The organism is Nocardioides malaquae, assembly GCF_015070385.1.
Lineage (GTDB): Bacteria > Actinomycetota > Actinomycetes > Propionibacteriales > Nocardioidaceae > Nocardioides > Nocardioides malaquae.
In genome coordinates, this window is record NZ_JADCSA010000002.1 from 210,103 (window position 1) to 229,464 (window position 19,362).

Sequence of the window (19,362 nt, forward strand, 5' to 3'; positions counted from 1 at the left end):
AACCGGTGCGGGGGTGCGGCGCGGTCGCGGATAGGCTTGCCGGGTGACCCCCGAGCATCTCTCCACCCTGATCGTCGACGCCCTCGCGGCCCTCGTGGCCGACGGCACGATCGCCCTGCCCGACGGCGTGCCGGCAGCGGTGACGGTGGAGCGTCCGCGGCAGAAGGGGCACGGCGACTACGCCACCAACGTGGCCCTGCAGCTGGCGAAGAAGGCCGGCAGCAACCCGCGCGCCTTCGCCGAGCTGGTGAAGGCCCAGCTCGAGGCGACCGACGGCGTCGAGGCGGTCGAGATCGCCGGCCCGGGCTTCCTCAACATCACGGTCGCTGCGGGTGCGCAGGGCCAGGTCGCGGCCGACATCGTCGCCGCCGGCGCTGCCTACGGCCGCAACGAGGCGCTGGCCGGCGAGCGCGTCAACGTCGAGTTCATCTCCGCCAACCCCACCGGCCCCTTGCACCTGGGGCACACCCGCTGGGCCGCCGTCGGTGATGCGCTGGCCCGCGTGCTCGACGCCGCCGGCGCCGAGGTCGACCGCGAGTTCTACATCAACGACCGCGGCAACCAGATGAACCTCTTCGGCGCCTCGGTCCTCGCCGCCGCGCTGGGGGAGGAGGCGCCCGAGGACGGCTACCGCGGTGCTTACGTCAAGGAGCTCGCCGCTCGCGTCGTCGCCGAGAACCCGGGCATCCTCGACCTGCCCTCCGAGCCGGTCGACGAGCGCCTCGTCGCCTTCCGCGAGGCCGGCTACGCGGTGCAGCTCGCCGAGCAGCAGGAGCAGCTCAGGGTCTTCCGCACCGAGTTCGACACCTGGTTCTCCGAGCGTTCGCTGCACGAGAACTCCGCCGTCGACGAGACCCTGCTGGGTCTCAAGGACCGCGGCCACGTCTTCGACGACGGCGGCGCCGTGTGGATGCGCACCACCGACTTCGGCGACGACAAGGACCGCGTCCTCATCCGTTCCAACGGTGAGCTGACCTACTTCGCCTCCGACACCGCGTACTACCTCAACAAGCGGGAGCGCGGCTACGACCGCTGCATCTACCTGCTCGGTGCCGACCACCACGGCTACGTCGGGCGCCTCAAGGCGATGGCGGCCTGCGCCGGCGACGACCCCGAGAAGAACATCGAGGTCCTGATCGGCCAGCTGGTCAAGATCATGAAGGACGGCGAGGAGATGAAGCTCTCCAAGCGCGCCGGCACGATCGTCACCCTCCAGGAGCTGACCGACGAGATCGGCGTCGACGCGTTGCGCTACACGCTCGCGCGCTACCCGGCCGACTCGCCGCTGACCCTCGACGTCGCCCAGATGACCAAGCAGTCGAGCGACAACCCGGTCTTCTACGTGCAGTACGCCCACGCCCGGGTCTCCTCGATCCTGCGCAACGCGGCCGACCTGGGGCTGGCCCCGGCCTCGCACCCCGAGCTGCTGACCCACGAGAAGGAGGGCGACCTGCTGCGTGCGCTCGCCGAGTTCCCGCGGGTCGTGGCCACGGCCGCCGAGCTGCGCGAGCCCCACCGGGTGGCGCGCTACCTCGAGGACACCGCCTCGAGCTACCACAAGTTCTACGACAACTGCCGCGTCCTGCCCCAGGGCGACGAGGAGGCCGGCGACCTGCACGCCGCGCGCCTGCTCCTGGTCGCCGCGACCCGCACGGTGCTGGCCAACGGACTGGCCCTGCTGGGCGTCTCCGCCCCGGAGCGGATGTGAGCACCACCCACGAGGCCGGTTGGGCCCACGCCTCCGGCGCGCTGCGCGGACCGTCATGGCTCCGCGAGCCGGCCGACCCCAATGCCCTGGTCCCCGAGCTGTGGTCGTCGGGCGCACGCAAGGTCGACGGTGTCCTCGAGGTCGCCGGCGTGAAGGTGCCCGACCTGGTGGCCGAGCACGGCTCCCCGGCGTACGTCCTCGACGAGGCCGACTTCCGGGCCCGGGCGCGCGCCTTCCGTGACGCCTTCGCCGACTACGACGTCTACTACGCCGGCAAGGCGTTCCTCAGCGTGGCGGTCGCCCGGTGGGTGGCCGAGGAGGGCCTCTGCCTGGACGTCTGCAGCGCCGGGGAGCTGCTGGTGGCCGAGCGGGCCGGCGTGCCGATGGCCCGCGTGGGCTACCACGGCAACAACAAGACCGCCGCCGAGCTGGCGCGCGCCGTGGAGCTGGGCGTCGGTCGCATCATCGTCGACTCCTTCGACGAGGTCGACCGGATCGCGGCCCTGGGGGCCGCCCAGGCGACGACCGGCGCTGCCCCCGTACGCGTGATGGTGCGGGTGACCGCGGGCGTCGAGGCCCACACCCACGAATACATCGCCACGGCCCACGAGGACCAGAAGTTCGGCTTCTCCATCACGTCGGGCGACGCCCTCGAGGCCGTGCGACGCCTGCAGGCGTCGCACGGGGTGGAGATCCTCGGGCTCCACTCCCACATCGGCAGCCAGATCTTCGACTCCTCCGGCTTCGAGGTCGCGGCCCGCCGGGTGCTGGCCCTGCACGCCCGGATCGCGCGAGAGCTCGAGCTCTCCCTGCCCGAGATGGACCTCGGCGGCGGTTTCGGCATCGCCTACACCACCCAGGACGACCCCTCGACCCCCGAACGCCTGGCGAGGGAGATGACCGAGATCGTCGCCCACGAGTGTCGTGCGCTCGGCATCGAGTCGCCCCGGCTCTCGATCGAGCCCGGACGCGCGATCGTCGGCCCCTCGATGTGCACCGTCTACGAGGTGGGCACCGTCAAGGAGGTCACCCTGGACGGCGGCGCCACCCGGCTCTACGTGAGCGTGGACGGCGGCATGAGCGACAACATCCGGACCGCGCTCTACGACGCCGACTACTCGTGCACGATGGCCAACCGGCCCTCGGGGGCGGCTGCGCGACTGGCTCGCGTGGTCGGCAAGCACTGCGAGGCCGGTGACATCGTGGTCAAGGACGAGTTCTTGCCCGGTGACGTCACGGCCGGCGACCTGGTCGCGGTCCCCGCCACGGGGGCCTACTGCCGGTCGATGGCCTCGAACTACAACCACGCGCTGCGACCGCCGGTCGTCGCGGTGCGCGACGGAGTGGCACGAGTCATCGTGCGCCGTGAGACCGTGGAGGATCTGTTGGCAACCGACGTGGGTGAGGCATGAGCAACAAGCCGCTGAAGGTGGCGCTGCTGGGCTGCGGCTCAGTGGGGTCGCAGGTGGTCCGGCTGCTGCAGGAGCAGGCCGCTGACTTGGAGGCCCGGGTGGGCGCACCGGTCGAGCTGGCCGGCGTCGCCGTACGCCGGTTGGACGCGCCGCGCGAGGTGGAGGTGCCGGCCGAGCTGCTGACCACCGACGCCCACGCCCTGGTGACGCGCGACGACATCGACGTCGTCGTCGAGGTGATCGGCGGCATCGAGCCCGCGCGTACGCTCATCCTCGCCGCCCTCGAGCACGGCGCCTCGGTGGTGACCGCCAACAAGGCACTGCTCGCCGAGGACGGTCCGACCCTCTTCGAGGCCGCCGCGAAGGCCGAGCGCGACCTCTACTACGAGGCCGCGGTGGCCGGTGCGATCCCGATCCTGCGTCCGCTGCGCGAGTCGCTGGCCGGCGACCGGGTCACCCGGGTGCTGGGCATCGTCAACGGCACCACCAACTTCATCCTCGACAAGATGGACACCTCCGGTGCCGGCTTCGAGGAGGCGCTGGAAGAGGCCCAGGAGCTCGGCTACGCCGAGGCCGACCCGACGGCGGACGTCGAGGGTTTCGACGCCGCCGCGAAGGCCGCGATCCTGGCCAGTCTGGCCTTCCACAGCCGGGTGAAGGCCGAGGACGTGCACCGCGAGGGCATCTCGGAGGTCTCCGCCGCCGACGTCGCGTCGGCCCGCGACATGGACGCCGTCGTGAAGCTGCTCGCCATCGCCGAGCTGCGTGACGACCAGGTCTCCGTGCGCGTGCACCCGGCGATGATTCCCCGCTCGCACCCCCTCGCCAGCGTGCGCGAGGCGTACAACGCGGTCTTCGTCGAGTCCGAGGCGGCGGGCCAGCTCATGTTCTACGGACCCGGCGCCGGTGGTTCTCCCACCGCCTCCGCCGTGCTCGGTGACCTCGTCACCGTCGGTCGCCACCGCCTGACCGGCACCACCGGCGTGGGGGAGTCCGCCTACGCCGACCGGGTGGTCCGCCCGATGGGGGAGACCCTCACCCGCTACCACGTCGCCATCGACGTGGAGGACCGCGCCGGCGTGCTCGCCGCGGTCGCCCAGGCCTTCGCAGACAACGACGTCTCGATCCAGATCGTCCGGCAGGAGGGACGCGGCGACGACGCCCAGCTCGTCGTCGTCTCCCACCAGGCCACGGACGCCCAGTTGAGTGCCACCGTGGAGCAGCTGCGGGGCATGGAGATCGTCCGCGAGGTCACCTCGGTGATGCGCGTGGAAGGAGAGTCGGAATGACCGTGCACCAGTGGCGAGGCGTGATCGAGGAGTACCGCGCCCTGCTCGACATCCCCGAGGGCACCCCCGCGGTGACCCTGCGCGAGGGCGGCACGCCGCTCGTCGACTCCGGCTGGCTCTCCGGCCTCACCGGCGCCGAGGTCTGGCTCAAGGTGGAGGGCAACAACCCCACCGGCTCCTTCAAGGACCGCGGCATGACCACCGCGATCTCCGTGGCCGTGCACGAGGGCGCGAAGGCCGTGGTCTGCGCCTCCACCGGCAACACCTCGGCCTCGATGGCGGCCTACGCCGCGAAGGCGGGCCTGAAGCCGCTCGTGCTGGTGCCCGAGGGCAAGATCGCCGCCGGCAAGATGGCGCAGGCCATCATGCACGGCGGACAGATCATCATGGTGCGCGGCAACTTCGACGACTGCCTGACGATGGCGCGCGAGCTGAGCGAGAACTATCCCGTCGCCCTCGTGAACTCGGTCAACCCTGCGCGTCTGCAGGGCCAGAAGACCGCTGCCTTCGAGATCGTCGACTTCCTCGGCGACGCTCCCGACCTGCACTTCCTGCCGGTCGGCAACGCCGGCAACATCTCGGCCTACTGGATGGGCTACACCGAGTACGAGAAGCGCGGGAAGTCCACCCACCGTCCGGTGATGCGTGGCTTCCAGGCCGAGGGCGCTGCCCCGCTCGTGCACGGTGCCCCCGTCGCCGACCCCGAGACGAAGGCCACCGCGATCCGCATCGGCAACCCCGCCTCGTGGGACCTCGCGGTCGCCGCGAAGGAGGAGTCGGGTGGTTCGTTCACCGCGATCAGCGACGCCGACATCCTCTCGGCGCAGGCCCAGCTGGCGGCTCACGACGGCGTCTTCGTGGAGCCGGCCTCGGCCATCGGTGTGGCCGGGCTGCTCCGCGCCGTCGAGGCGGGCGAGGACTTCTCGGGCAAGCGGATCGTCATCACCGTGACCGGCAACGGTCTCAAGGACACCGCCACCGCCCTGGAAGGCTTGGGTGAGCTGGTCGAGGTCGTCGTGGACGCCGACGTCGACGCCGCCGCCCGCGTCGCTGGACTGGCCTGAGGGTGGCGACCTTCGTCGAGGGGCCGGTGCGCGTCACCGTCCCCGCCACCTCCGCGAACCTCGGACCCGGATTCGACACCCTCGGCCTGGCGCTCGGACTGCGCGACGAGCTGGTCGCCGAGGTGACCAGCGGGGGCATCGAGGTCGACGTGCACGGCCACGGGTCCGACGAGGTGCCGCGCGACGAGTCGCACCTGGTCGTGCGCGCGATGCGGATGGGTTTCCGGGCCATGGGTGCCGAACCGCCCGGGTTCACCCTCGCCTGCACCAACGCCATTCCCCACACGCGTGGTCTGGGTTCCTCCTCGGCCGCGATCGTGGGCGGCCTCGTGCTGGCGCGCGCGATGGTGGCCGGCGGCCAACTGTTGCTCGACGACGACGCGATCTTCCGGCTCGCCGCAGGGCTGGAGGGTCACCCCGACAACGTCGCCCCGGCGATGTACGGCGGGTTCACGATCGCGGGCCACGACGGCACCCGGTGGTTCGCGGTGCAGGCCCCGGTCGACCCGAGGATCACCACCGTCGTCTTCGTGCCGACCGACCCCGTCTCGACCAAGGTGGCGCGCGGCTTGCTGCCCGCCGAGGTGCCCCACGCCGACGCTGCCTGCAACGCGGGTCGTGCGGCGCTGCTGGTGGCCGCCCTCGCCGGTCGACCCGAGTGCCTCCTCACCGCGACCGAGGACCAGCTCCACCAGGACTACCGCGAGGAGGCCATGCCGGAGTCCCTGGCGCTGGTCCGGTCGCTGCGGGCCGACGGCTTCCCGGCAGTCGTCTCCGGTGCGGGCCCCACGGTCCTCGTCCTGGCCGACGTCTCGTCGGTGGCCGACCTGCTCGCCCGCAGCCCCCAGGGCTGGGCGGCGCACCACCTGGCCGTCGACCAGGAGGGCGCGCGGGTCGAGTGATCCCGCGCGGGCCCGGGCCGGGTGGTAGCGTGAAGTTGCGCCACTCGGCGCACCCACCCGCCTCCGGCGTCCGCCACCGCGGGTGACCCTTGCTCCCGCCTCGTCGTCCCAGCACGACGCGGGGAGGGCGAAGTCGAGACCGTGCCGGCCCGGCGGGCCGAGGCACCATTCTGGGAAGGGCTCCCGTGAGCGAGACTGGCGACACCGGCACCGTGCCGAAGAAGAAGGCCACCAGCATCAACTCGATGCTCTTGGCTGACCTGAAGGCCGTGGCCCAGGGGATGGGCATCACCGGCGCTGGCTCGATGAAGAAGGCCCAGCTCATCGATGCGATCCGGGCGCGCCAGGACGCCCACGCGCAGAGCGCCGCTTCCTCGAGCGCCGCGTCCGGTGCAACCTCGTCCAACGCGGCCCCTGCCGACGCGACCGGTGGCGGCGATGCCCCGGCGGCCCCGGTCGTACGCACCCGCACCCGCGGGCAGCGCACGGCACGCGCTCAGGCCGCGACTCCCGACGGCAGCGCGTCCGCTGGCAGTGCACCCGACGTCAGTGCGCCCAACGCCGGCGTCCAGGACGCTGGTGGTCAGGACGCTGCCCCGCAGCCGGGCGCGCAGGCGCCGGAGTCGGACAGCCAGTCGAAGGACGGCTCGAAGAAGAGCGGCAAGCAGGACGCCCCGAAGCAGGGCGGCAAGCAGGACAGCCAGAAGCAGGACGGTCAGAAGCAGGACGGCCAGAAGCAGAAGGACTCGCGCAAGAACGGCCAGTCCCGCAACGACCAGTCGAAGAACGACCAGTCCAGGGACGGGCAGGCGAAGAACGACCAGTCCAAGGACGGCGAGCGGCGTGGCGGCAAGGGCCAGAACCAGGGCCAGAACCAGAACCAGGGCCAGAACCAGAGTCAGGACGACCGGAACCGCCAGGACCGTGACCAGGACCGGAACCAACAGGACCGGAACCAGCAGGACCGCGGCCGGCAGGATCGCGACGGTGGCCCCGACGACGACGGTGACGACGAGGCCGGTGGTCGGCGCAGCCGGCGCCGCCGTGGGCGCGACCGCAGCAGCGCTGGCAGACCCGGGCGCAGCGAGCCGGACACCACGATCCTCGAGGACGACGTCCTGGTGCCCGCCGCGGGCATCCTCGACGTGCTGGACAACTACGCGTTCGTGCGCACGAGCGGCTACCTGCCGGGCTCCGACGACGTCTACCTCTCGCTCTCGATGGTGCGCAAGTACGGCCTGCGCCGTGGCGACGCGCTGGTGGGCCAGGTGCGGCACCCGCGTGAGGGCGAGCGCCGCGAGAAGTTCAACCCGATGGTGCGCATCGACTCCGTGAACGGCATGGACCCCGAGGCGGCGGCCGAGCGACCCCACTTCGCCGACTTCACGCCGATCCACCCGGCCGAGCGGTTGCGCCTGGAGTCCGACCGGGACAACCTGCTCGGACGCGTCGTCGACGTGGCCGCCCCCATCGGCAAGGGACAGCGCGGCCTGGTCGTGGCGCCGCCCCGCTCGGGCAAGACCGAGGTCGTGGGCGAGATCGCGAGCTCGGTGAGCCGCAACAACCCCGAGTGCCACCTGATGGTCGTGCTGATCGACGAGCGCCCCGAGGAGGTCACCGACTACCAGCGCTCCGTGCGCGGGGAGGTCATCGCTTCCACCTTCGACAGGCCGGCCGGCGACCACATCCTGATCGCCGAGCTCGCCGTGGAGCGCGCGAAGCGCCTCGTGGAGCTGGGGCACGACGTGGTCGTGCTGATGGACTCCCTCACCAGCCTCGGGCGGGCGTACACGTCCCTGGCCCCCGGGCAGGGCAAGGTCATCGGCGGGGGAGTCGACGCGGCCGCGCTCCACCCCGCCAAGCAGCTCTTCGGTGCGGCGCGCAACGTCGAGGACGGCGGCTCGCTCACCATCCTGGCCACGGCCATCGTCGAGACGGGCTCGTCCTCGGACGCCGCGATCTTCGAGGAGTTCGCGGGCACCGCCAACATGGAGCTGGTGCTGCGTGGCGAGCTCGCGCGGCGACGGATCTTCCCGCCGGTCGACGTGGCGGCCTCCTCGACCCGCCGCGAGGAGCACCTGCTCGGGGCCGAGGAGCAGGAGATCCTTCTCAAGCTGCGCACGGCCCTGATGGACGTCGAGCCGCTGACCGCGCTGGAGGCCGTCCTGGCCCGGATGAACGCGACGCAGTCCAACGTCGAGTTCCTGACCCAGGTCCAGAAGGCGTCGGCCAGCGACCTGGTCCGCCGCTGAGGGCTACCTGAAATGCGGTAAGCGCCTGCGTGGTCAGTCACTGCTTGCCGCATTCGGCGGCGTACGGCGCCGGAGTTTCCTAGGCTCGTGGCACCACCCCTCTGTTGAAGGAGCACCTTCGCCCATGGCACACATCCTCGTCGCCGATGACGACGTCGACATCCGTGAGCTGGTGGAGTTCAAGCTCTCGATGCTCGGCCACGAGGTGGTGGCTGTGGCTGACGGGACCTCCGCTGTCGAGGAGGTGCGTCGACGTCGTCCCGACCTGGCCGTCCTGGACGTGATGATGCCCGGCATGTCGGGCCTGGAGGCGGTGCGGGTGATCCGCGAGGACCCTGACCTCAACGACCTCCCCGTCATCCTGCTGACGGCCCGCGCCCAGGAGTCCGACCGGGAGACCGGGCTCGGCTCCGGTGCCGACGACTACGTCACCAAGCCCTTCAGCCCGCGCGAGCTCGCCTCACGTGTGGAGGCGCTCCTCAACCGTTGAGGGGTCGGATTCGCGAGCCTGCCCGTCGCAGTGGCAGAATTGATCCTTGGTACCGGCTCACGTACGTGCACAAGGCAGTGCGACCCGGCGACCACGAGAGGAAACCATGAAGAAGGACATCCACCCGGAGTACGTCGAGACCCAGGTGACCTGCACCTGTGGCGCGTCGTTCACCACCCGCAGCACTGCCACGTCCGGCACCATGCACGCCGACGTCTGCTCGCAGTGCCACCCGTTCTACACCGGCAAGCAGAAGATCCTCGACACCGGCGGTCGCGTCGCCCGCTTCGAGGCCCGCTACGGCAAGAAGTGATCGTCCGGCGGACGCCGGTCACCACGTGTGGGTGACCGGCGTCCGTCCATTTGCCCGACCGGTGACGGCTCGGGTCGCCCGTCCCGCAGGAGTGTCCGTTGTTCGAGGCCGTCGAAGGCATGTTGGCTGAGCACGCCGAGCTCGAGGAGCGTCTCGCCGCGCCCGAGACGCACGCCGACCAACGGCTGGCCAAGCGCCTCAACCAGCGCTACGCCGAGCTCTCCGCGGTCATCGCGAGCTGGCGCGAGTGGCAGGGGCTGGTCGACGACCTCGCCGCTGCCCGCGAGCTGGCCGACGACCCCGAGCTCGCCCGCGAGGCCGACAGCCTGGCCGAGCGCATCCCGGTGGCCGAGGAACGGCTGCGTCGACTGCTGGTGCCGCGTGACCCCGCGGACTCCAAGGACGCCCTGCTGGAGATCAAGTCGGGGGAGGGCGGCGAGGAGTCGGCGCTCTTCGCCGCCGACCTGCTGCGCATGTACTCCCGCTACGCCGATCGCGCCGGCTGGAGCGTCGAGGTCCTCGACTCCACGGGCTCAGACCTCGGCGGCTTCAAGTCCGTCACGGTCGCTGTCAAGACCCGTGGCGCGGTGGAGCCCGGGGGCGCCCCGTACGCCCAGCTCAAGTTCGAGGGTGGTGTGCACCGTGTGCAGCGGGTCCCGGTCACGGAGTCCCAGGGCCGGGTGCACACGTCGGCCGCCGGCGTCCTGGTGATGCCGGAGGCGGAGCAGGTCGACGTCAGCATCGACGACAACGACCTGCGCATCGACGTCTTCCGCAGCTCCGGACCCGGAGGTCAGAGCGTCAACACGACCGACTCCGCGGTCCGCATCACCCATCTGCCGAGCGGCATCGTGGTCAGCTGCCAGAACGAGAAGAGCCAGCTGCAGAACAAGGAGCAGGCGCTGCGCATCCTGCGGGCCCGGTTGCTCCAGGCCGCGCAGGACGCCGCCGCGGCCGAGGCCTCCGAGGCGCGCCGCTCCCAGGTGCGTACGGTCGACCGCTCCGAGCGGATCCGCACCTACAACTTCCCGGAGAACCGCGTCTCCGACCACCGCACCGGCTACAAGGCGCACAACCTCGACCAGGTGCTCGACGGTGATCTCGGTCCGGTGCTCGAGTCCTGCGTCTCGGCCGACCTCGCTGCCCGACTCGCCGCCCTGGAGGAGTGACGTGCTGCTCCGTGACGGTCGCCGGAGATGGGGGAGCAGGCTCGCCGAGGCGGGCGTGGAGTCCCCGGACTCCGACGTGACCCTGCTGCTCTGCCACGTGCTGGACACCTCGCCCGGCCGTCTGGTCCTCGTCGACGACCTCTCCGACGACCAGGTCGCCGAGATGGAGCGTCTGGTCGCCCAGCGCGCCGAGCGGGTTCCGCTGCAGCACCTCACCGGACGGGCGTTCTTCCGCCACGTCGAGCTCGAGGTGGGCCCCGGTGTCTTCGTGCCCCGTCCGGAGACCGAGCTGCTGGCCGGGTGGGCCGTGGAGGCCTGCGCCGAGCTGGCCGAACCCGTCGTGCTCGACCTCTGCACCGGCTCCGGTGCGATCGCCCGGGCGGTGGCCGACGAGGTGCCCACGGCGCGCGTGCACGCGGTCGAGCTCGACCCCGACGCGCACCGGTGGGCCGAGCGCAACCTGGCCGGCACCGGGGTCGACCTCCGGCTCGGCGACATGGCGACCGCCTTCGACGACCTGCTCGGCACGGTCGACGTGGTGGTGTGCAACCCGCCCTACATCCCCTTCGAGGCGTGGGAGTCGGTCGCCGTGGAGGCCCGTGACCACGACCCCCACCTCGCGCTCTTCTCCGGGCAGGACGGGCTCGACGCGATGCGTACGCTCGAGCGGCGCGCAGCCGAGCTGCTGCGTCCGGGGGGAGTGGTGGGCGCCGAGCACGCCGACGTCCAGGGCGAGAGCGCCCCGGGCGTCTTCGTGTCCACCGGCCGGTGGAGCGACGTGCGCGACCACCGCGACCTTGCCGGTCGTGCGCGTTTCGTCACGGCGCGACTGGCACGATGAGCACCATGCGACTGACCACGACCACCGAGTCCGAGCGCGACGCCGCCGTCGAGGCAGCCACCCTGGCGGTCAACCAGGGCCAGCTCGTGGTGATCCCCACCGACACCGTCTACGGCATCGGCGCCGACGCCTTCGCGCCTGAGGCGGTCGCCGGGCTGCTGGCGGCCAAGGGCCGGGGGCGCGAGATGCCGCCGCCGGTGCTGGTCAGCAGCGCCCTCACCCTGGACGCGCTGGCCGCCGACGTCCCGGAGTGGGCGCGCGCCCTCGTCACGGAGTTCTGGCCGGGACCGTTGACGCTCGTCTGCCACCAGCAGCCCTCCCTCCAGTGGGACCTGGGGGAGACGCACGGCACGGTGGCGGTGCGGATGCCGGACCACGAGGTCGCCCTGGCCGTCCTCGAGCGCACCGGGCCGTTGGCGGTCAGCTCCGCCAACCTCAGCGGTCGGCTCGCGGCGCTCGACGTCGACGAGGCGGAGGAGATGCTCGGCGAGAAGGTGCAGGTCTACGTCGACGCGGGGCGTACGCCCGGCTCCGAGGCCTCGACCATCGTCGACGTCACCGGTGAGCGCTGCCACGTGCTGCGTCTCGGGGTGGTGAGCCTCGACCGGCTTCGGGCGGTGCTGGACCCGTGGGGCGTCACCCTCAGCGGTGAGGGAGTCAGCGGTGGCGAGGGAGCCAGTGGCGAAGAAGCCAGCGCCGTGGAGGCGCCGACCGACGACGACGGCCGGGCCTGATGCGTGAGTTCCTCCTGGTCTTCCTGGTCGCCGCAGCGACCACCTACCTGCTGACCGTCCTCGCCCGTGAGGTGGCGATCCGCACCGGCGCCGTGGCCGCGGTGCGGGACCGCGACGTGCACGCCGAACCGATTCCCTACCTCGGTGGCGTCGCGATGCTCGGCGGGTTGATCGCGGCCTACGTGGTGGCCCAGCACCTGCCCTTCCTCTCGTTGAGTGACCCGCTCGTCTTCCAGGACGCGCGGGCCGTGCTCGTGGCCGGGGCCCTGATCTGCGCGGTGGGGGTGCTCGACGACATCTTCGACATCGATGCGTTGACCAAGCTGGGGGGCCAGGTGCTCGCCGCCGGCCTGCTGGTCGTCTTCGGTGTGAAGTTCTACTTCTTCCCCAACGGATCGGGGTCCCAGTTCGCCCTGACTCCGGAGGAGAGCGCACTGCTCACCGTGCTGCTGGTGGTGACCACCGTCAACGCGGTCAACATGGTCGACGGCCTCGACGGCCTCGCCTCCGGCGTGGTCGGCATCGGCGCCGGTGCCTTCTTCCTCTTCTGCTACCAGCTGTCCGACTTCAACGGCGTCACCCTGGCCACGACCGGCGCACTCCTCAGCGCTGCGCTGGCGGGGGCGTGCGCGGGCTTCCTGCCGCACAACTTCCATCCCGCCCGGCTCTTCATGGGCGACTCGGGCTCCATGCTGATCGGACTCGTCATGTCGGCCAGCGCGCTGACCCTGACCGGCCAGTTCGACGGCTCGGAGATCACGTTCGGCGCCGAGGGGAGCAGCCCCGGGTGGGCGGTGCTCCTGCCCCTGCTGCTGCCGGTCTCGCTGCTGGTCGTGCCGATGGCGGACCTCTTCCTGGCCGTCGTGCGGCGCACGCGGGCGGGGCGCTCGCCGTTCGCCCCCGACAAGGAGCACCTCCACCACCGTTTGCTCGAGATCGGTCACTCCCAGAGGCGTGCCGTCTTCATCATGTGGCTCTGGGCCGCCCTCATCAGCTTCGGGGCCGTCCTCATCAGCCTCTACAGCGGACCCGTGCTGACCATGACGCTCGTCGCCGCGACGGTGGCGGTCGTGCTGCTCACGTTCCTGCTGCCCCGGGTGCCGGCTCCCGGCGCCAAGGGCGTGGCGGTGCCGGTCGAGGAGTGACGTTTTCGGCCTCGGAGGGGCCTTGTGATAACTTTCACGAGCCCGACGGAGGTTGCGTCGGGCCACAGCCCCACCACTCCCAGGACGGCCGCCCGCATGACGACCGAGACCCCCGAGCGTTCCGCTGATCCGGGGACCCGTGTCCTCGGCGGCGCGATGCTCGTGGCGCTGGGCGTCTCGGTCGTGGTCACGGCCGCAGCGGCGCTGCTCGGCGACTCCTCCGCGATCGCGGGAGCCGCCGTGGGTGGGGTCTCCCTCACGGTCGTGATGGCCTTCGGGACCTACGTCGTGCACGTGGCGTCGAACGCCGTCCCGGCGCTGTCACTGCTCGTGGCGATCATGACCTACGCCCTGCAGATCGCGACGATGGTCGCCTTCTTCCTCGTGCTGGAGCGCTCCGGCGCCCTGGGGGAGAGTGTGGCCGGAGGCTGGTTGCTGCTGGGCGTCGTGGCGGCCAGCCTGACGTGGAGCACGGCCCAGATCTGGTTCAGCACGCGTGCCCGCATCCCTATGTACGACCTCTCCCGCTCGACGGCGTCCCGCGGGCAGGAGGCGGGTGCGTGATGACCACCCACGACTGCTATTGTCACGACCGCGATGGCCACGGAGAACACACCTCACGGCCGCGCCGAGGAACCCCACGTCGAGACACCGCGCCAGGACCCCTGGAACGCCTTCGGCTACATGGTCTCCGGCGTGGCGGTCTACGGACTCGTGGGTTGGGGCCTCGACCAGTGGTGGGGCACCAACTTCATGGTGGCCATCGGCATCGTCGTGGGCGCGGGCCTGGGGATCTACATGACCGTGAAGGCCTTCCCGGCAGCCAAGGCCCCCGATGACGACAAGAACTGACAGCAGCAGTGCGGCAGACACAGGAGACAGCGTGAGTGCGATCGCGATGAACGCGATTCCGGCCGAGGGTTTCACCCCTCCGGGTCCGGCCGACTTCAACCTCCCCCCGGTCGGCTACACCCAGGAGACCGCGCCGACGTTCGAGTTCCTGGGGCAGACGATGTACCTGGGCGTGACCAAGCCGATGCTGCAGCTCGCGCTGTCGGTCATCCTGATCTTCGCCTTCTTCTACTACGCCTCGCGCAAGCGGGCGCTGGTCCCGGGCAAGCTCCAGTACGTCGGTGAGGCCGGCTACGGGCTGGTGCGCAACAGCCTGGCCCGCGACAACATCGGCAGCCAGCACTTCCTGCGCTTCGTGCCGTTCCTGGTGTCGATGTTCTTCTTCATCATCGTCAACAACTACTTCGGGCTCATCCCCGTCATCCAGTTCCCGACGGCGTCACGCTCCGGCGTGGCCTACTCGCTGGCGATCATCGCCTGGCTGGTCTACAACGCGGTCGGCGTGCAGAAGCACGGCTTCATCGGCTACCTCAAGCACCAGACGGTGCCTGCGGGCGTCAAGGGCCCGGTGCTCGCGCTGCTGATCCCGCTGGAGTTCTTCTCCAACATCCTCGTCCGCCCGGTCACGCTGGCGCTGCGTCTCTTCGCCAACATGTTCGCCGGCCACATCCTGCTGCTGCTCTTCGCCCTCGGTGGTGAGTACCTCATCGCGGAGATGGGTGGCATCTACATCGGCGCCGGACTGGTCTCGTTCGTGATGTTCCTGCTGATCTGCGTCCTCGAGATGCTGGTCATGTTCCTGCAGGCCTACGTCTTCGTGCTGCTGACCGCCATGTACATCGCCGGCGCCATCGCCGACGAGCACTGATCCACCCCCGGCCCAGCTGGGCCACCTGAACGAACCGAACACCATCACACTCCCGAATCCGTCGGGAACTACGAAAGGAAGAAGCCGTGGTTGGCTCTCTCAACATGATCGGTTACGGCCTCGCGACGATCGGCCCCGGCCTCGCCGTCGGTCTGATCTTCGCCGCGTACATCAACGGTGTGGCGCGTCAGCCGGAGTCGCAGGGTCGCCTCCAGCCGATCGCCATCCTGGGCTTCGCCCTCGCCGAGGCCCTCGCCATCATCGGTATCGCGCTCGCCTTCGTGCTCCAGGCCTGAGCCTGACTCCCGCTGATATCCGACTGCCGAACTGAAGGACCTGCCCATGCAGACTGAGGTCATCCGGGCCGCGGCGGGGGAGCTCAACCCCCTCATCCCGCACCCGATCGAGATCGTCCTCGCCGCGGTCTTCTTCGCCATCCTGTGGATCTTGGTGACGAAGTTCATCGTGCCTGCCTTCGAGCAGACGTACGCCGAGCGCACGGCTGCCATCGAGGGTGGTCTGGCCGCTGCGGAGACCAAGCAAGCCGAGGCCGACGCCAAGCTCGCCGAGCTCGAGCAGCAGCTCTCCGAGGCTCGTCACGAGGCTGCTCGCATCCGCGAGGAAGCTCGTGAGCAGGGTGCGGCGATCGTCGTGGAGATGCGCGAGCAGGCCCAGGCCGAGGCTGCGCGCATCGTCGAGACCGGCAAGGCGCAGATCGAGGCGGAGCGCCAGCAGGCCATCACCTCGCTGCGCGCCGAGGTCGGTGGCCTCGCCACCGGTCTGGCCGGCAGCATCGTCGGCGAGAGCCTCGATGACGACGTGCGTTCGAGCCGGGTCGTCGAGCGGTTCCTGGCCGAGCTGGAAGGCGCCAACTGATGACCTTCCGTGGTGCTTCTGCCGAGGCGTACTCCGCCCTCACCTCCACGCTCGAGGGCGCGCTGGGCAAGGCGGACGCCGCACAGGTCGGTCAGGACCTGTTCTCGGTGGCCGAGGTGCTTCGTGCCGAGCCGGCCCTTCGCCGCGTGGCGACCGACGTGTCGGTCGAGTCGACGGCGAAGGCCGGACTGGTCAGCGAGCTCTTCGCCGGCAAGGTCCAGGCGCCTGTCGCCGCGCTGCTCGGAGACGCCGTCTCCCAGCGGTGGACGTACGCGTCCGACCTGGCGAAGGCCCTCGAGCAGCTGGGCGTCGTCGCGACGGTCCGGTCCGCCGGCTCCGACGCGGGGCGGCTCTCCACCGAGCTGTTCCAGCTCGGTCAGCTGCTGAAGGACAACCCGGACCTGCGCCAGGCCCTGTCCGACCCCGCCCGGTCCACGGAGGACAAGCGTGCCCTGGTGCACGGCCTCCTCGCCGGGAAGGCGCTGCCGGCGACGGTGGCCCTGGTCGACCAGTCGCTGGCCGGGACGCACCGCACCGTGTCGGTGGCGCTCGACGCCTACCAGCAGGTGGTCGCCGAGGCGAACGGCCGTGCCGTCGCCACCGTGACCGTCGCCAAGGAGCTGGCCGCCTCCGACCTGGAGCGGATCAATGCGGCTCTGGCGCGTCAGTACGAACGTGAGGTCCAGCTCAACGTCGTCGTCGACCCCGCCGTCATCGGTGGCGTGAAGGTCGAGATCGGCGGCGAGGTCATCGACGGCACCGTCGCCAGCCGCCTGGACGACGCCCGCCGCAAGCTGGCCGTCTGAGTCCCGCTCAGCGTCGGTCAACCCACTAGAACTTCGAGCACACGAAAGTAAGGATGAGGAAATGACGGAGCTTTCGATCCGTCCGGACGAGATCCGGGACGCGTTGCAGCGCTTCGTGTCGGACTACAAGCCCGAGACTGCCAGCCGCGAAGAGGTCGGCACCGTTGCCGAGGCCGCGGACGGCATCGCCCGTGTCACCGGACTCCCGTCCGCCATGGCCAACGAGCTGCTCGAGTTCGAGGACGGCACGCTGGGCATCGCCCTGAACCTCGACACCCGCGAGATCGGTGTCGTCGTCCTGGGTGACTTCGACAAGATCGAGGAGGGCCAGACGGTCCGCCGCACGGGCGAGATCCTCTCGGTCCCCGTCGGTGAGGGCTACCTGGGTCGCGTCGTCGACCCGCTGGGCACCCCGATCGACGGCCTGGGCGAGATCACCGGCATCGAGGGTCGTCGTGCCCTCGAGACGCAGGCTCCCTCAGTCATGCAGCGCAAGTCGGTGCACGAGCCGCTGGCCACCGGCATCAAGGCGATCGACGCCATGACGCCGATCGGCCGTGGTCAGCGTCAGCTGATCATCGGTGACCGCGCCACGGGCAAGACCACCATCGCGATCGACACGATCATCAACCAGAAGCAGAACTGGGAGTCCGGCGACCCGGACAAGCAGGTCCGCTGCATCTACGTCGCCATCGGCCAGAAGGGTTCGACCATCGCCTCCGTGCGTGGCGCCCTCGCCGAGGCCGGCGCCCTGGAGTACACGACCATCGTGGCCTCCCCGGCGTCCGACTCCGCCGGCTTCAAGTACCTCGCGCCCTACGCGGGGTCGGCCATCGGCCAGCACTGGATGTACCAGGGCAAGCACGTCCTGATCGTCTTCGACGACCTGACCAAGCAGGCTGAGGCCTACCGCGCCGTGTCGCTGCTGCTGCGCCGCCCGCCGGGTCGTGAGGCCTACCCGGGTGACGTCTTCTACCTGCACTCGCGTCTGCTCGAGCGTTGCGCGAAGCTCTCCGACGAGATGGGTCGCGGCTCCATGACCGGCCTGCCGATCATCGAGACCAAGGCCAACGACGTGTCGGCCTTCATCCCGACCAACGTCATCTCGATCACCGATGGTCAGATCTTCCTGCAGTCCGACCTGTTCGCCGCCAACCAGCGCCCCGCCATCGACGTGGGTGTCTCGGTGTCGCGAGTCGGTGGTGCCGCGATGACGAAGGCCCTCAAGGCCGTGACCGGTTCGCTCAAGGTCGACCTGGCGCAGTTCCGTGCCATGGAGGCGTTCGCGATGTTCGCCTCCGACCTCGACGCGGCCTCGCGCCAGCAGCTCGACCGTGGTCAGCGCCTCATGGCCCTGCTCAAGCAGCCGCAGTACTCGCCCTACCCGGTCGACGAGATGACCGTCGCCCTCTGGGCCGGTACCACCGGTCGTCTGGACGCCGTCCCCACCGACGACGTGCTGCGCTTCGAGGCCGAGTTCCTCGACTTCCTGCGTCGCTCGCACGCCGGGATCCTCTCCGCCATCCGTGACTCGCAGAAGTTCGAGGACTCCACCGAGGCCGAGCTGGTCAAGGCGTACGACGCCTTCCTCGACCAGTTCGAGACCGCGGACGGTCGCTCGATCAAGCCGGGCAAGGAAGAGCACGTCGCCCTCGAGGACGAGGACGTCGAGCAGGAGCAGATCGTCAAGCAGAAGCGGGGCTGACGATGGCCGTATCGCTGCGTGAGTACCGCGCGAAGATCAAGTCGGTCGAGTCGACCAAGAAGATCACGCGTGCCATGGAGCTCATTGCTGCGTCCCGCATCATCAAGGCGCAGCAGCGGGCTCAGGCGGCGGCGCCGTACGCCCGTGAGCTGACCCGTGCGGTGTCGGCGGTGGCGACGTTCTCGAACGTCGACCACCCGCTGACCACCGAGCCGACGGACGCCCGCCGTGCCCTGGTCCTGGTCGTCTCCAGCGACCGTGGCCTGGCGGGTGCCTACTCCACCAACGTGATCCGTGAGGCCGAGCGTCTCGTGGAGAAGTTGAAGGAGGAGGGCAAGGAGGTCGACCTCTACGTCACCGGTCGCAAGGCCGAGGCCTACTTCAAGTTCCGTCAGCGTGCCATCGAGCGGGCCTGGACCGGGTTTTCCGACCAGCCCACCTACGACGTCGCTGCCCAGATCGGCGAGACGCTGATCAACGCCTTCCTCGCCGAGTCCGGCGAGGACGCTGAGGGCGATGCCACCCGCGGGGTCGACGAGGTGCACGTGGTCTTCACGCGCTTCCGGTCGATGCTCTCCCAGGAGCCCCAGGCCGTCCGCCTCCTCCCGCTGGAGGTCGTGGAGGGCACGGAGCCCCCCGCCGAGGGGGAGCTGCTCCCGCTCTACGAGTTCGAGCCCTCCCCGGGCGAGGTCCTCGACGCGCTTCTGCCGAAGTACGTCCAGAGCCGCATCTTCTTCGCCCTGCTGCAGGCGGCTGCCTCCGAGCTCGCCGCCCGTCAGAAGGCGATGAAGTCGGCCACGGACAACGCCGAGGAACTCATCAAGAAGTACAAGCGAATCGCCAACCAGGCTCGCCAGGCTGGCATTACCCAAGAAATCAGCGAGATCGTCGGTGGCGTCAACGCCCTGGCCGACGCGACCGCCGGGAGTGAGTGAG

20 protein-coding genes are annotated in these 19,362 nt (G+C 70.3%); all 20 read left to right on the forward strand.

Annotation, left to right across the window (positions count from 1 at the left end; genetic code table 11):
- The first annotated feature begins 43 nt into the window (after positions 1–43).
- The 20 genes from argS to IEQ44_RS03075 all read left to right on the forward strand — a co-directional run bounded on the left by argS (position 44) and on the right by IEQ44_RS03075 (position 19,361).
- On the forward strand, positions 44–1,708 hold the full coding sequence (gene argS, locus IEQ44_RS02980; RefSeq protein ID WP_193636928.1) for an arginine--tRNA ligase: 1,665 nt from the start codon (positions 44–46) through the stop codon (positions 1,706–1,708).
- Positions 1,705–3,120 (forward strand): diaminopimelate decarboxylase, encoded by a 1,416-nt coding sequence (gene lysA, locus IEQ44_RS02985; RefSeq protein ID WP_193636929.1) that lies wholly within the window; start codon positions 1,705–1,707, stop codon positions 3,118–3,120. The genes argS and lysA overlap by 4 nt, the downstream gene beginning before the upstream one ends.
- Entirely contained in the window at positions 3,117–4,409 is a 1,293-nt protein-coding gene (locus tag IEQ44_RS02990) for a homoserine dehydrogenase (RefSeq protein WP_193636930.1), read from the forward strand. Before lysA ends, IEQ44_RS02990 begins: the two co-directional genes overlap by 4 nt.
- Positions 4,406–5,473 carry a threonine synthase gene (thrC, locus tag IEQ44_RS02995; RefSeq protein WP_193636931.1) on the forward strand — a complete coding sequence of 356 codons (1,068 nt, stop codon included), beginning with the start codon at positions 4,406–4,408 and terminating at the stop codon, positions 5,471–5,473. The genes IEQ44_RS02990 and thrC overlap by 4 nt, the downstream gene beginning before the upstream one ends.
- Positions 5,474–5,475: 2 nt before the next feature.
- Positions 5,476–6,375 (forward strand): homoserine kinase, encoded by a 900-nt coding sequence (thrB, locus tag IEQ44_RS03000; RefSeq protein WP_193636932.1) that lies wholly within the window; start codon positions 5,476–5,478, stop codon positions 6,373–6,375.
- Positions 6,376–6,560: 185 nt separating this feature from the next.
- Positions 6,561–8,627, forward strand: coding sequence for a transcription termination factor Rho (rho, locus tag IEQ44_RS03005; protein ID WP_319804461.1), 2,067 nt, complete (start codon positions 6,561–6,563; stop codon positions 8,625–8,627).
- A 124-nt stretch (positions 8,628–8,751) separates the two neighbouring features.
- Positions 8,752–9,117, forward strand: a complete 366-nt coding sequence (locus tag IEQ44_RS03010; protein WP_193636933.1) for a response regulator transcription factor — start codon at positions 8,752–8,754, stop codon at positions 9,115–9,117.
- Positions 9,118–9,223: 106 nt separating this feature from the next.
- Positions 9,224–9,430: a 50S ribosomal protein L31 gene (gene rpmE, locus IEQ44_RS03015; protein ID WP_193636934.1), complete on the forward strand. Its 207-nt coding sequence runs from the start codon at positions 9,224–9,226 to the stop codon at positions 9,428–9,430.
- A gap of 98 nt (positions 9,431–9,528) precedes the next feature.
- The gene (gene prfA, locus IEQ44_RS03020) at positions 9,529–10,599 is read left to right on the forward strand and encodes a peptide chain release factor 1 (protein ID WP_193636935.1); all 1,071 of its coding nucleotides are present in this window, start codon (positions 9,529–9,531) and stop codon (positions 10,597–10,599) included.
- A gap of 1 nt (position 10,600) precedes the next feature.
- Positions 10,601–11,440: a peptide chain release factor N(5)-glutamine methyltransferase gene (gene prmC / locus IEQ44_RS03025; RefSeq protein ID WP_319804462.1), complete on the forward strand. Its 840-nt coding sequence runs from the start codon at positions 10,601–10,603 to the stop codon at positions 11,438–11,440.
- Positions 11,437–12,174 (forward strand): L-threonylcarbamoyladenylate synthase, encoded by a 738-nt coding sequence (locus IEQ44_RS03030; protein ID WP_193636936.1) that lies wholly within the window; start codon positions 11,437–11,439, stop codon positions 12,172–12,174. The genes prmC and IEQ44_RS03030 overlap by 4 nt, the downstream gene beginning before the upstream one ends.
- Positions 12,174–13,319 carry an MraY family glycosyltransferase gene (locus tag IEQ44_RS03035; RefSeq protein WP_193636937.1) on the forward strand — a complete coding sequence of 382 codons (1,146 nt, stop codon included), beginning with the start codon at positions 12,174–12,176 and terminating at the stop codon, positions 13,317–13,319. The genes IEQ44_RS03030 and IEQ44_RS03035 overlap by 1 nt, the downstream gene beginning before the upstream one ends.
- Positions 13,320–13,415: 96 nt before the next feature.
- Entirely contained in the window at positions 13,416–13,883 is a 468-nt protein-coding gene (locus tag IEQ44_RS03040) for a hypothetical protein (protein WP_193636938.1), read from the forward strand.
- Positions 13,884–13,916: 33 nt separating this feature from the next.
- Positions 13,917–14,171 carry an AtpZ/AtpI family protein gene (locus IEQ44_RS03045; protein WP_193636939.1) on the forward strand — a complete coding sequence of 85 codons (255 nt, stop codon included), beginning with the start codon at positions 13,917–13,919 and terminating at the stop codon, positions 14,169–14,171.
- A gap of 31 nt (positions 14,172–14,202) precedes the next feature.
- Positions 14,203–15,039: a F0F1 ATP synthase subunit A gene (gene atpB / locus IEQ44_RS03050; protein WP_319804463.1), complete on the forward strand. Its 837-nt coding sequence runs from the start codon at positions 14,203–14,205 to the stop codon at positions 15,037–15,039.
- An 86-nt stretch (positions 15,040–15,125) separates the two neighbouring features.
- On the forward strand, positions 15,126–15,335 hold the full coding sequence (locus tag IEQ44_RS03055; RefSeq protein ID WP_319804464.1) for an ATP synthase subunit C-like protein: 210 nt from the start codon (positions 15,126–15,128) through the stop codon (positions 15,333–15,335).
- Between the two features lie 46 nt (positions 15,336–15,381).
- Positions 15,382–15,915, forward strand: a complete 534-nt coding sequence (locus IEQ44_RS03060) for a F0F1 ATP synthase subunit B (protein ID WP_193636940.1) — start codon at positions 15,382–15,384, stop codon at positions 15,913–15,915.
- Positions 15,915–16,721 carry a F0F1 ATP synthase subunit delta gene (locus IEQ44_RS03065; protein ID WP_193636941.1) on the forward strand — a complete coding sequence of 269 codons (807 nt, stop codon included), beginning with the start codon at positions 15,915–15,917 and terminating at the stop codon, positions 16,719–16,721. Before IEQ44_RS03060 ends, IEQ44_RS03065 begins: the two co-directional genes overlap by 1 nt.
- A 61-nt stretch (positions 16,722–16,782) precedes the next feature.
- A complete protein-coding gene (gene atpA, locus IEQ44_RS03070; protein WP_193636942.1) occupies positions 16,783–18,426 on the forward strand; it encodes a F0F1 ATP synthase subunit alpha in 1,644 nt (547 codons plus the stop codon).
- Between the two features lie 2 nt (positions 18,427–18,428).
- Positions 18,429–19,361: a F0F1 ATP synthase subunit gamma gene (locus IEQ44_RS03075; RefSeq protein ID WP_193636943.1), complete on the forward strand. Its 933-nt coding sequence runs from the start codon at positions 18,429–18,431 to the stop codon at positions 19,359–19,361.
- The last annotated feature ends 1 nt before the right edge of the window (position 19,362 follow it).

Excerpts from the sequence above, each read along its gene's own strand:
- IEQ44_RS02990 (WP_193636930.1), top strand. The coding sequence starts at position 3,117 with ATGAGCAACAAGCCGCTGAAGGTGGCGCTGCTGGGCTGCGGCTCAGTG.
- thrC (WP_193636931.1), top strand. The coding sequence starts at position 4,406 with ATGACCGTGCACCAGTGGCGAGGCGTGATCGAGGAGTACCGCGCCCTG.
- IEQ44_RS03010 (WP_193636933.1), top strand. The coding sequence starts at position 8,752 with ATGGCACACATCCTCGTCGCCGATGACGACGTCGACATCCGTGAGCTG.
- rpmE (WP_193636934.1), top strand. The coding sequence starts at position 9,224 with ATGAAGAAGGACATCCACCCGGAGTACGTCGAGACCCAGGTGACCTGC.
- IEQ44_RS03030 (WP_193636936.1), top strand. The coding sequence starts at position 11,437 with ATGAGCACCATGCGACTGACCACGACCACCGAGTCCGAGCGCGACGCC.
- IEQ44_RS03035 (WP_193636937.1), top strand. The coding sequence starts at position 12,174 with ATGCGTGAGTTCCTCCTGGTCTTCCTGGTCGCCGCAGCGACCACCTAC.
- IEQ44_RS03040 (WP_193636938.1), top strand. The coding sequence starts at position 13,416 with ATGACGACCGAGACCCCCGAGCGTTCCGCTGATCCGGGGACCCGTGTC.
- IEQ44_RS03045 (WP_193636939.1), top strand. The coding sequence starts at position 13,917 with ATGGCCACGGAGAACACACCTCACGGCCGCGCCGAGGAACCCCACGTC.
- IEQ44_RS03060 (WP_193636940.1), top strand. The coding sequence starts at position 15,382 with ATGCAGACTGAGGTCATCCGGGCCGCGGCGGGGGAGCTCAACCCCCTC.
- IEQ44_RS03065 (WP_193636941.1), top strand. The coding sequence starts at position 15,915 with ATGACCTTCCGTGGTGCTTCTGCCGAGGCGTACTCCGCCCTCACCTCC.
- atpA (WP_193636942.1), top strand. The coding sequence starts at position 16,783 with ATGACGGAGCTTTCGATCCGTCCGGACGAGATCCGGGACGCGTTGCAG.
- IEQ44_RS03075 (WP_193636943.1), top strand. The coding sequence starts at position 18,429 with ATGGCCGTATCGCTGCGTGAGTACCGCGCGAAGATCAAGTCGGTCGAG.